General features: G+C 58.4%; 10 protein-coding genes and 1 pseudogene. 2 read left to right on the plus strand and 9 right to left on the minus strand.

The window, feature by feature from the left end:
• Window positions 1–1,013: 1,013 nt before the first annotated feature.
• The 9 genes and pseudogenes from ACMX25_RS40175 to ACMX25_RS40215 all read right to left on the minus strand — a co-directional run bounded on the left by ACMX25_RS40175 (window position 1,014) and on the right by ACMX25_RS40215 (window position 9,935).
• The gene (locus ACMX25_RS40175; protein ID WP_414955366.1) at window positions 1,014–1,661 is read right to left on the minus strand and encodes a YceI family protein; all 648 of its coding nucleotides are present in this window, start codon (window positions 1,659–1,661) and stop codon (window positions 1,014–1,016) included.
• 57 nt (window positions 1,662–1,718) lie between these two features.
• Entirely contained in the window at window positions 1,719–2,222 is a 504-nt protein-coding gene (locus tag ACMX25_RS40180; protein ID WP_414955367.1) for a DUF3455 domain-containing protein, read from the minus strand.
• Window positions 2,223–2,300: 78 nt separating this feature from the next.
• Window positions 2,301–2,906 (minus strand): superoxide dismutase, encoded by a 606-nt coding sequence (locus tag ACMX25_RS40185; protein ID WP_414955374.1) that lies wholly within the window; start codon window positions 2,904–2,906, stop codon window positions 2,301–2,303.
• Window positions 2,907–3,191: 285 nt separating this feature from the next.
• A pseudogene (locus ACMX25_RS40190) lies at window positions 3,192–3,626 on the minus strand (carboxylesterase family protein); the annotation flags it as partial.
• 95 nt (window positions 3,627–3,721) lie between these two features.
• Window positions 3,722–4,858, minus strand: coding sequence for a porin (locus ACMX25_RS40195; protein ID WP_414955368.1), 1,137 nt, complete (start codon window positions 4,856–4,858; stop codon window positions 3,722–3,724).
• 63 nt (window positions 4,859–4,921) lie between these two features.
• The gene (locus ACMX25_RS40200) at window positions 4,922–5,857 is read right to left on the minus strand and encodes a VOC family protein (RefSeq protein WP_414955369.1); all 936 of its coding nucleotides are present in this window, start codon (window positions 5,855–5,857) and stop codon (window positions 4,922–4,924) included.
• Window positions 5,858–5,885: 28 nt separating this feature from the next.
• Window positions 5,886–6,725, minus strand: coding sequence for a fumarylacetoacetate hydrolase family protein (locus ACMX25_RS40205; RefSeq protein WP_414955370.1), 840 nt, complete (start codon window positions 6,723–6,725; stop codon window positions 5,886–5,888).
• A gap of 40 nt (window positions 6,726–6,765) precedes the next feature.
• The gene (locus ACMX25_RS40210) at window positions 6,766–8,109 is read right to left on the minus strand and encodes an MFS transporter (RefSeq protein ID WP_414955371.1); all 1,344 of its coding nucleotides are present in this window, start codon (window positions 8,107–8,109) and stop codon (window positions 6,766–6,768) included.
• Between the two features lie 128 nt (window positions 8,110–8,237).
• The gene (locus ACMX25_RS40215; protein WP_414955372.1) at window positions 8,238–9,935 is read right to left on the minus strand and encodes an FAD-dependent monooxygenase; all 1,698 of its coding nucleotides are present in this window, start codon (window positions 9,933–9,935) and stop codon (window positions 8,238–8,240) included.
• A 109-nt stretch (window positions 9,936–10,044) separates the two neighbouring features.
• On the opposite strand from ACMX25_RS40215, the gene ACMX25_RS40220 reads away from it, so the two are divergent.
• Together ACMX25_RS40220 and ACMX25_RS40225 are read left to right on the plus strand one after the other, a co-directional pair.
• Window positions 10,045–10,740 (plus strand): LysR family transcriptional regulator, encoded by a 696-nt coding sequence (locus ACMX25_RS40220; RefSeq protein WP_414955373.1) that lies wholly within the window; start codon window positions 10,045–10,047, stop codon window positions 10,738–10,740.
• Window positions 10,741–10,807: 67 nt separating this feature from the next.
• Window positions 10,808–11,929 (plus strand): IS110 family RNA-guided transposase, encoded by a 1,122-nt coding sequence (locus ACMX25_RS40225; RefSeq protein ID WP_414949685.1) that lies wholly within the window; start codon window positions 10,808–10,810, stop codon window positions 11,927–11,929.
• Window positions 11,930–12,233: the final 304 nt, after the last annotated feature.

A 12,233-nucleotide genomic window follows, 5' to 3' on the forward strand; every position in this document is an offset into this window, starting at 1 on the left:
AGACGCCTCACCAAATCAATGATGAGCGCGTCTTTCTGCTCGTCCGTTAGATTTTTAAGGTTGGGCACAAATGTCATCTCCGAATCATGCCGAGCTTCGCAGCAGTTTACAAGTGCTGACTAGTTACGTCCAAAGCGACAAAGAAACGAAGCAAAGAAAACGCTTTCACCTCTCTAAAAATTAAGTGTCCACAGCGTGCAGTTTTGATTCATGGGTACCCCAAAAGCACGGTGCTCGCCAGAGCCACGGATGTTTGAACCCCTCCTTCTCGCGAATCCTGACAGTAAAACGCTTCGCCCCGTACGCTCTCGGGCTAGCACCAGTGCTCCACGGACCCGCACGGCTTCACGCGATTTTAAGGCTTCGTTTCTTAGTAGATTCGTTGCGTAGTTTGTGTTGAGTGGTTTGTATTGAAAGGCCAACGCGACCAGCTTCGCGTATCACAGCCCGATGCATATTTACTGCTTCAATTTTTGGTGAGTTGGTTGGTCGGTTGCATGGAATTCGTGGGTACAGCCTCACGCGTTTTGGTGGACTAGTTTCGAGGTGGGTTGGCGAATTGATTCGTCATGCGTACAAATTCGGTGGAGGGTTTTCCGCGGATAGCGCGGCGTATTGCTTGGGCAGGTTCACTCACTGGTGGCGAAGCGTGGGGTATCCGTGTTCGGAGAAAGAGGGGTTCACACATCCGTGGCTCTGGCGAGCACCGTGCTTTTGGGGCACCCATGAAATGGAACTGCACGCTGTGGACACTTAGGGTAGAGCGGTGAAAGCGTTTTCTTTGCTTCGTTTCTTTGTCGCTTTGGACAAAGAAATGACGCGCCGCCACGCGCAGTGGCTAATAGTGATAAAGAGAACAACTAACACCAAATGCGCGAAGACCTGGAAAGCACCAACCCGGCCATGACTCGGACCGCTAACCCTAGAACCTAACAACCCAGCACCAACCCTGATCGCTAACCCCCAACTCCGCACCCCCCACCCCCAAACTCCGTCCACCGGCGCGAGCAAAATCACCCCGTCACAAATTCCGCCTGAATCGCCACATGCACGTCGTCACCCACGGCCGGATACCACGTCGACAGTCCAAACTGCGCGCGGCTGAAATGCCCATCAGCGGAAAAACCCAGCGTCTGTTGTTTGGTCAGCGGATTCGGCGCATGCCCCTTGAACGTAACCATCAACGTAACCGGCCGCGTCGTCCCATGAATGGTCAGGTCACCAGTCAGCTCGCCCTTGTCGTCCGCCGTACGCTTGAACGCCGTACTCGCGAAGTGAATCGTCGGAAAACGCTCGACGTCGAGCATATCGGTGCCCTTCACCATCTTGTCAAGAATAGGAACGTTGGTGTCGAGACTCGTTGCATCGATATCCGCCGTCACCGTGCTCTTCTCCATGCCGGCCGCATCCCAGTTCAACTGCGCAGTCGTCTTGTCAAAGCGCATGACAAAGCGCGAATACTTGAAGTGATCAACATCGAAACTCACGTTCCAATGATGCGGGTCAAGTTGATAACGCCCCGCAGGAACGCTCGCTTCATCTGGCGACACTGAATGCGTCACCACGCTCAGCGCCGTGCAGGCAGATATCGATAAAGCGAACGCAGTCAGCAAACCCACGCGAAACGCACGAAAGCGAGGCAGCAATCTGGAGTCGTGCATGATGGTCCTTTGAAAAGGCGGCGCACAGGAAGCGGTCACCATGACCGCCCGCCCAGGCTACTTGTAGAAAATGTAATTAGCGATGTACGGCGAGTCGCCAAGCTCATGTTCGGTCGAACACGGCAAGGCCGGCATCACGCCGCCCACGGTATTCACGCGCTGAACATAACGAACGGGAGACAGCATGCCGCTCGCCGCGGTACTGCGTGTTTCGAGTAATAACTGCGGCACGCTGGCAGCGGTTTCGCTAGGCGTTTGCGCGAGCACGTGGCCCACGATCCGGCTGCCATCGTCCGCTTCCCACGACGGTCCCGCCGAGTGCCGGATCACGGCCTGGCCGCTTGTATCGTAGAGCGTTGCTTGCGGATTCTTGAACACCCAACCCAGCTGGTGTTGCGCGTTGTATTCACACGAATACACCTGCACGCCGGAAGCGGTCGTCGTCGCAACGCGTTCCGCCTGAGGAGGATCGATAGAGGACGCAGCGAACGCCGCAGTGCTTGCAACGCAGATGGCCATCACAGCCGCCAAGCGGCCAGCGCGGTCGAAATAGGTGAACATGAAACTCCTGCTGAATGAAATGGGTGACAAGAAATTGTGCACCCGTAGCCACGCTGCGAGCCTATCGCCCGGTCTTCCTCAGACCCGATCCAGATTAGCCGACGCAAACGCCCAGTTCAAATGCTGCGACACGGTCGCAACGAGATAGTCGGGACGACGGTTCTGATAGTCCAGGTAATACGCATGCTCCCATACGTCCACCGTCAACAACGGCGCCAGGCCCCGCGTAAACGGCGTCTCAGCGTTGCTCGTCTTGACGACCGCAAGCTCGCCTTGGTCAAGCACCAGCCAGCCCCAACCGCTGCCGAATTGCGATGCCGACGTCTTCACCAAAGCCTTCGTCAACGCGTCGGTTGAACCGAACTTCCGCACAATCGCTGCCTGAAGTTTCTCACTCGGTTGCGTGGCGGCGGGGCTCAGCGAATTCCAGTAGAAATTGTGATTCCACGCTTGCGCGGCATTGTTGAAGACATCGGCGAGAGCGGGTTGATCGTGCGTTTGCATGATCACCTGCTCAAGCGATGCCCGCTCCAGCGGCGTACCAGCCAACAGCTTGTGCAGGTTATCGAAATACGCGCGATGGTGCTTGCCGTAATGAAACCCAATGGTGCGCGCGGAGATCACCGGCTCAAGCGCATTTTCCACGTAGGGCAGCGGCGGCAACGTCTGCGGCGATGATCCGATGTAAGCGGGCACAACGCTGAGCGTCGCTTTTACATCGGCAGGAGATTGGGTCGACGGATCTTGCGGGGAAGCGCCGAATGCGAACTTGGAAAGCGCGACGCTAGCCGACGCCAACGTTCCGCTTGCAATCAGGCGACGACGAGAAATAAGCGAGTTGAGCATGAAGAAACCCGTAAGTGTGGAGTGAGTGCAGCCATTACCGTTTCATCGGTCTGTTCTGTCTGCACTTTCACAACGCCTCACGTTCGAGGTTTATTCCATCGATTGCTCACTGCCACCAACCTTTCAGTTCTGTTGGCTCACCGATATCAACCCGTTGATTCGAAACCGGTCCAGAAACTGGAATCGCTCGGTGCCCTCTTCCGGGCCGGATTGAATCACGTTGCCGATCCGCATGGTTTGACTGCCCGCGCCCGCGTACTGCGGCCACTGCGGCAAGCCGGCTCCATTGGGGTTGGCCGAGCGTGCGAAATTGGTCCAGTACGACTGCATGGTGTCGGACACCGTGAGGTCCTGGGGTGAAGCCACTACGGCTCCCTTCGCCGGCAGATTGCCGAATACGTAAGGCACGTCGGTCGCATGCGTCGCGACCCGGTTGTATGCTGAGATTTGCTCAAAGTGATACACGTAAACTGGCGAATACCCGGTTTGCTTCTGTTGTGTGACCCAACCGCAGGTCTGATATTGAATGACCTGATCGCCAATCAGACTTTGAGCCGACTGCGCCGCCTGGCCGGCAGTCGCGGCCGGTCATCCAAAACATATTTTCGTCTCCCTGTTTTTTGTTTCTTATCCATTGCGCCAGTGTGGCCTGCTCAGAATGCGTGCTTGATGCCGGCCATTACACCGAGTTGTCCTATACCCGCAGCGGGGGTCGCACCTGCGCCGCCCTGGCTGAGCGTGTAATGGGCCTTGGCGCTGTTGAAGAGATAGCCGCTCTGCAAATAGACACTGGTCTGCTTCGATAACAGATAACTTCCACGCAAGGCAGTCAACGTGCCGCGCGTATCCTGCTGTTTGTCCACGGTCCGATAGACGCCGCCATCGAGAACGACGGAAGGTGTGACGTAGTAGGTGCCGGTGAGATAAAAGAGGTTGGTCCGTACGTCGGGCGTCGCAGGCAAATCGGTCTCGACATGACGCCCCAACCAACCGCCGCCAACCTTCAATTGTCCCAACTTGAAATATCCGTTGAGCTGCATGCGGACGTCCTTGTCGCCGCTGCTCGTCAACGCGAGCGGAGCAAGACCGTTGAACAGATTGGCAGCGGCGCCCGGGCCGCCTCGCTGTTCGTCGTAGGCGCTTGCCACACCAAAGGATGCAGCGTCGTAGCGCAGCAGCACTGACCACTGTCGGCACGCTTGCGCGTTGCCGGCAATCGAGCCTGCGCACGTTCCCTGGCCCGGAGAATTGCCGGTAGCGCTTGCATCGCGTCCGAAAGAGTAAGTAGCCCCAACTGTGACGCCGCTGAAGGTGCCTTTGTACGCGACCGTGTTGTCACCACGGGCATTGGGAATATACGAATCGATCGACCCGATCCCGCCGTAGATATCCGGACCCAGCGTGTCGGAATCGAGCAGCGCCCAGTAGGACATCGTGTACTGGCGACCCAGGGTCAGTGCTCCATAACGACTCGACAATCCGACCCAGGCCTGCCGCCCGAACAACCGGCCGCCCTGGTTCACATCGCCGGCACGGGTATTGAAGCCATTCTCCAGCGTGAAGATCGCAGCGAGGCCGCCACCCAGGTCCTCGGTACCGCGCAAGCCCCACCGTGACGGCACAGAGCCGGTGATACCGGGCATGCGGATCACTTTGTCGCCTGCCGCGCTGGCATGCGTGACAAGCTCGATGCCGGTGTCAAGAATCCCGTAGAGCGTGACACTGCTCTGCGCATGGACGGAACCGCTGACGGCCAGCACGGTTGCTGCCGTAATCGTTTTGTAGTTCATGTCTCCAAACCTGTTATTTAGTTTTATAGTCTCTGAACTGCTCTCAGGTAACGTTAATCACCGTCACGTTTCGGTATTGCGGATAAAGTAATCGGGGACGTCCGGTCCCCATTGATAAAGCGAGTCCTCCGGTAGAAAGTCGCCTGCGGGCCATTGGGTGCCGGCCGACACGAAGTCCATGTCGGCGGAATATTCCGAGAACGATCCCCACGGATCACGGACGTAATGGAAGTAGTTCGATCCAAGCACGTGACGCCCCGTACCCCATCCCTCCCTGTACCCAGCAGCAGCCATCTGCGTCGCGCCGGTGCCTACTTCGTCAATGCTCGCGACATCCCAGGCAACGTGGTGCCAACCCTTAGCGGTGCTCTTTACGAAAGCAAGAAGATGGTGGTCGCTTCCGTGTGGCGCATGCGTGAAGGCAATGATGTCGGCTGATCTATCCGACAATCGCAACCCAAGTCCGTGTTCATAAAAATCGACCGCGCGCAGTGTATCTGGCGTGAACAACAGCACATGCGACATGTGCCGGGGCCTCACCTTCCCGAGTTCCGAACGCATGCACGAACCGCGCGAATCCGACGCTACCTCCGTATGCACGAGCGATGTCTTTTCATGAGGCGTAGTCTTGGGCCCGACGCGCACCTGAATCAGATTGCCGTCTGGATCGTTGAACCAGATGCTCCCGGTTTCGCTGGTTGCTTCCAAAGAATTGAGTTTGACCGTTGCGCCAGCCGCCATCAATTGGCGCCGGATCTTCGGCAAATCTCCTTCGAAGCAGTTAAAGCTCAGGTATGCCAACGACTTTCCATCCGATGGCAATATGCGAGCCCAGCGATGGCCGTCGCCGGCTCGAATATCCAGGGCCTCTTCCACCCGCGCTACATCGAGACCGAACGCGCTGAAGAACCGTTCGGCCTCGGACAATGACGGCACATTGAGCGCGAAGTGATCGATCGAATGCACGGCAACACGCTGCAGATCACGATGTTCAGACATCTCTCCTCCTCCGGCATGGCGTACGGTTTCATGCAGCTTCGTCGGCGACTCTGTTGCGCAGGGTCCCCATGCCTTCGACCGAGACCTCGCATACATCGCCGTGCCGCATCAGCAGTTTCGGATTACGTGCCCAACCGACACCGGACGGCGTGCCTGAGACAATCACATCGCCGGCTTCCAGGGTGATCGCCTCGCTCAGCAACACGATCAAGGTCTCTACGTCGAACACCATGTCATCCGTGCTTGCTGACTGCACGATTTCACCGTTCAAGCGGGTTTCAAGGCGCAGCCCTTTGATGCCAGCGGGTAATTCATCCGGGGTAATCAAGTCCGGTCCAAATGCGCCGGTACCGTCGAAGTTCTTGCCCATGGTCCACTGGGGTGTCTTGAACTGATACTCGCGCACGGACCCATCGTTAAACAACGCGTAACCCGCGACATGCGACAGCGCATCTTCCTTGCTGATATGCCGGCCGCCTTTACGCAACACAACGGCAATCTCGCCCTCATAATCGAGGCTGTCAGAGATGCGTGGCCGTATGATCGGTTCGTTATGCGCGACCAGGCTCGTATGCAGGCGCAGGAACATGGTCGGATAATCGGGCTGTTCAAAATTGCTTTCTTTCGAGTGATCCTTGAAGTTGAGACCGACGCAAAGAATCTTCGGCGGCCGCTGAAGTGGTGGCAGGAATTTCAAACCATCCTCAGCTTCAATCTGACCTCCTGACTGCTTTTCCGCCCATGTGCTCAGATCCACGCCCTCTGCCAGCAACGCCTCAAGCGTGTACTCGCCGAGCGTCCGGATAGCACCGTTCTCGCGTACACCCAGCAGCGTCTTGCCGCCCTTTTCAAAACTTACGTACCGCATGTCCTTCTCCCAGGTATTTGCGACGCGGGTCGCAGTTGAATCAAGTCTGTGTGGCCTCGTTGCCGCGATAAAACCAGCCGTTGGCAAGCATGGCGATACCTGCAATGACAACCGGCGCGGCGAAGAGGACGAACGCGGCGCCGGTCGAATGAAACGCGGCGAGCAGGATGCCTCCGGTCATGGAACCGATGATCGAGCCGATGCGGCCAACGCCAAGCGCCCAGCTAACGCCTGTCGCGCGCGCGGCTGTCGTATAGAAACCGGCGACCAGGACGTTCGCGCCGGTCTGCGCGCCGGAGAGTCCCAACCCGGCCATGAAAACCGTCACGTACACCCACGTGGGTTCATGAATCGAGAAACCTATGAGCGCGATCGAGACAGCCGCGACGGCATAGGACCCTGCGAGCACGAAGAATGGATTCATGCGGTCCATGAGGCGTGCATTGACCAGCGATCCAATGGTGCCACCCAGAGGCAACATGGCGCCAACGCGTGCCGCATGGGATGGGTCGATACCTGCTCCGGTGATGACCGTGGGAAGCCAGCTACTGACCTGGTAATAGACCCAGAGGGTGCAGAAGAAGGCCAGCCAGAGAAGCGTCGTGCCGGCTCGATAGCGTTGACTGAAGAGCATGCCGACAGCCGACTTCGAAGCGGGCGCAGCGCCGGCCGCGTCTTCCGGTGCGATGCGTGCAAGCGGCGTGTCGGCGTCACCGGTGAGCCGCTTTAGCACTTGGCGGACTTCTCGTGCGTAGCGAGGTTTGCCGGCCATGAACCGCAAGGATTCCGGCAGCCAGATCCAGATCACCGGCACCAGGCAAAGCGGGAAGATGCCGCCGAAAACGAACACGCCCTTCCAGCCGAACGTCGGGATCAGTAATGCCGCCACTGCGCCTCCGAATGCGAGACCGAGCGTGAAGCCGCAAAACATCAGCGTGACCAGCAACGCGCGGTTGCGTGCCGGACTGAACTCCGAGGACAACGTGATGGCGTTGGGCATCGCGCCGCCTAACCCTGCTCCCGTTGCGAAGCGAAGCGCGATCAGCCAGATGGGAGACGGTGCATAAGCGCAAGCGAGACTGCCAATACCGAATAACACCAACGAGATAGCGATGACACGCTTGCGGCCAATGCGATCTGCTAGCGGCCCGAACAGGAAACTGCCGACCGTGAGACCCAGTAGTCCCGCACCGAATATCGGCCCGAGTTGCGCAGGGTTCAACGACCATTCGCTCTTTAGCAAGGGAGCGACATAACCCACCGACGCAACGTCGAATCCATCGGCTGCCACCACGAGAAAACAAAGGACCAGCGTGAGGATCTGGAGAGGCGATGTCTTCGTCCCGTCCATGATGCTATGAGGCGTGACTGCTTGCGCGTGCATTTCCTGTCTCCAAGGATTCGTTCGCTTTAGTGCGAAACTTTTTCCGATGTGTTCTGCAAACTCGGGTGGTCAGAGTCTCGCGCCGCCTGGCTCATCGAATTAGTGGCGGTGAGCGCAGGTCGGGCCGCCTAGGAGCACACGGTGGTTGCCGGTAAGTCGATACGTTCGAACGCATGTCCCGCGGTCCTGCGTGCTGCAGCTTCGAACTCGCTATCGAGCACATTGCCGCGCCACGCAACATGCTGGTCCGGCCGTATCAAGACAAACGCTGCTTGATAGAGGTCGGCGACCGCGGGCTCACTGACATGGACAATCGCGAACTGGGGCAGCGTCTCCGTCGCGCGTCGAACAGCGTCGATGCTTGTGTGATCCATGCCTGCCGCCGCCGTGCAAAGCAATGTGAAGCCCGGTCCAAAGAGGTCATATAGCGAGCTGCCGTCCGCGAGCCATGCATGCGGCGCACGATGACCCGCTCTAGCACAAGGCACGTACAGGTTCGCGGAATCTGGTGTTGCAAGCCCTGCTTCAGCCAGGATCAAAGGCGACGATTCATACCGTGTCCCAAGATGGACGCCCGGGATAACAAACTCAGTCGTCGCGTGAAACGCCAGGTAGTCCCCGACCGCCGCGCGCGCCGCATCGCCAGCGGCACCGGGCACATAGGCCTCATGCGGGATCTGCAGATGCCCGATGCTGTCGGCGAAACCTCTTGCGAACGCCGTATTTCTTAGCGCGGCCGGCCGGCGTTCAGCTTCATAACTGGCACCCAACGCGGGACCCGACCATCCCTTGACCATCGCCTCGAGTTTCCACGCGAGGTTTGCCGCATCGTCAATGCCGGTGTTGTAACCGAGACCGCCCGTGGGCGTGAACAGGTGCGCGGCATCGCCGGCGAGGAACACACGTCCGACGGAAAAGCGCTCGGCGACCAAGGTGAAACCCGCTGTCCACGTCGAACTGCTCTTGATCTCGAACGAAATATCGGCACCGATAGCCTCGCGGATGCGTCGCCTGACGCTGTCCTCATCGGGCACTTCGTCATCGCGCATTTGCACGTTCATGATGAAATGGCCCTTGCCGTCTACCGCAATGAGTAACGCCCGTTGGTTCGCACTGAAGGTCCAGTACTGCCATGCAGGCGCGTGCGGGCTGACCCGATAGATATCCGGTGCATAGAAGAAGACCGCATTCATCTGACCGCCCATGAATTCACGCTTCTCACCGGCCACGCCGTCATAACGCACACCGAGCGACTTCCGTACAAAACTGCGCGGACCATCGCAACCAATCAAATAGCGCGCCTTGATCGAGCGCGTTTCAGCGGCACGCGCAGGCGTTGCGTCCAGCTCTACGGTCGCCATGACCTCGTCATCGTTCTGCGAAATATCCACGACACGCGCACCGAAATGCACGCGGCAACTCGCATTACGCCGCGCGGCCTGAAGCAAAACGGGCTCTACGTATAACTGCGAACAGCGATGCGGCGGCTCAGGCGTCGCCCACGTGAACGAGCGCGCTTTGGCCCATTCCACTGCATCCTGCGATGCCGGTTGATGAAGCCGTGCGAGCTCGTGACCCACGATCGATGTGAAGTAAGCAACATCCTGCGCATAGTCGGGCGGCAAGCCCATCGCGCGGATCGCGGAAGCAATGCCGATTCGGCGAAAATGCTCCATCGTGCGCGCGCTGTTGGCATTCGCCGCGGGATGCGTGCTGGTGCCGGGCTTGGCGTCGAATACTTCGACGCTCAGTCCTCGCTGACCCAGTTCAGCCGCGAGAAACAATCCGACAGGGCCACCGCCCACGATTACTACGTCGCAGTCCACCAATTACGTCTCCTGTTCTTTTATTTCCGGCAATGGATGCGACGTTAAACGTTAATGTTGTATAAATCTATACAATGAATTTCATATCGATAATGAATTGGGTGCATAGATGCAGCAGCCTGACCTGAATTTTCTTTATGTCCTGCAGGCGCTGGCAGACGAGCGCAGTGTGTCGCGAGCGGCGGATCGGCTGGGCTTGACACAACCGGCGGTCAGCCATGCGTTGGGGAAATTGCGCGTGCTCTTTCAGGACGACCTATTCGTGCGGGCCGGGTCCGTCATGGCACCCACGCCGGTCGGTGAACACCTCATTGAAGGCGTGGCGCACGCATTGGCTGTCATCCAGCAAGAGATATGGAGTGCCAAGTCTTTCGACGCAACAACGACCACGCGGACATTTTCCGTCTGTCTAAGCGACATGGGTGTGATCGTCCTGCTACCACGGCTTCTGGCGGCTCTGCGCGAGCGCGCGCCGCTGGCTTCGTTGAGACCGATTCAATTGCCGTCGCTGGAATTGGCGAGTGCGCTTCAAGATGGCGCGATCGATCTGGCAATCGGATACTTAGGCAGGCTTGGGGACAATCTCCATCAGCAACCGCTGTTTCACAGGTCGCTGGTCGGCATTGTCAAAGGGGGGACCAAGCGCAGGAAGGTCAGCATGACGCTGGAGCAATTCATCGGCAGAAAACATGTGGTCGCGGGAACGCTGGCGCTCACGAATCAATTGCTCGAGAAAGTCAGTATGACTTCCGTGGAAGTAAGGGCTGGCCCCACAGGAAGAGTTGAACCGCGCGGGTTAGCATAAAGCCAGAGCCGTAAAAGTGAGGGCGAACCGCTCACTCGAAGTGTTCATTTACAACCCGGAGGCCAGCATGCAAAACGTTAGCACATTGTTCGTCGGACTGGATGTTCATAAGGATTCCATCACCGTCGCTTACGCGCTGGACGGCGGTGAGGTGGAGGTGCTGGGCAAGATCGGCACCACTCAGGCCGATCTTGATCGTCTGTGCAAGCGGCTGTTGTCCAAGGCCAAGCACGTGCGTGTCGTGTATGAGGCGGGCCCCTTTGGCTACGTCTTGCAGCGGCGCCTGAGCGACAAAGGCATCCAGTGCATGGTGTGCGCCCCCACGCAGATACCGCGCAAACCCGGCGATCGCGTGAAGACCGACCGGCGCGATGCCATCAAGCTCGTGCGCTCGCTGCGCGCCGGCGATCTCAGCGCCGTCAACATCCCCACCGTCGAAGACGAAGCGTTTCGCGATCTCGCCCGAACCTGGGCAAAATCGCGCGACGAGCTTAAGCGCGCGCGCCAGACACTGAAGGCATTTTTGCTCTCGCACGGCGTGCGCTACGTGGGGGTGGCCAATTGGGGACCGGCGCACCGCAACTGGTTAAGCAAATTCTCGTTTGGCAACGAGTGGCAGGATTTCGCGTTTAACGAGTTACGCCGCGCCATCGAGGATCGGTTTGCACAATGCCAGCGTCTGGAATCGGCCATGCGCGATGCCGTGCCACGCTGGGGCTTTTATCCCGCCGTGCTTGCTCTGCAATCGATGCGCGGTATCCAGTTCACCGCTGCCGTGGGCTTGCTCTCGGAGTTAGGCGATTTGAGTCGCTTTGCGCACCCCCGACAGTTGATGGCCTGGCTTGGCGTGACGCCCTCGGAGTATTCCTCGGGAGGCAAACGGCGCCAAGGCGGTATCACGAAGACCGGCAATTCCTTTGCCCGCAAACTGCTCATCGAGGCGGCCTGGAGTTATCGGCATACGGCCAAAGTGAGCCCCGAGATCCAGCGTCGTCATGAGGGCTTGCCAAAGGTTATCGTCGATCGGGCGTGGGACGCGCAGGTGCGCCTGTGCCGGCGCTATCGAAAGCTGGTGGCGCGCGGCAAAAGCACCAATGTGGCCATCGTCGCGGTGGCTCGCGAACTGGCGGGCTTCATCTGGGACATCGGCCGGTTGGGCATGGCGCAGGCGAGCCCGCGCTCGGAGTAAGGCAGGTGAAGGCAGCAAAAAAGCAGTTCGCAATGAAACGGTAGTTTCCTGAAGGCGGCGTAGCCCGGTATTCGAGTTATCCGCGTCATTTCTTGGCAACGGTTCATTCCGACTTGCGCACAAAGCTAGCGGCAGACTCACGAAACGGATCTCTGTAATGCGGTAACCAACCCGCGAATATCAGCCTGATTCACCGTCGAGTTTTACTGCTACGCCGCCCTCAGGAAATTGCAGCGCCCACTCGAATATGAGTGAAATAAAAATCTGAACATCGACGCTTGACACGGAAAGTCATATCAGAAAT

The organism is Caballeronia eucalypticola (assembly GCF_047608185.1).
GTDB lineage: Bacteria > Pseudomonadota > Gammaproteobacteria > Burkholderiales > Burkholderiaceae > Caballeronia.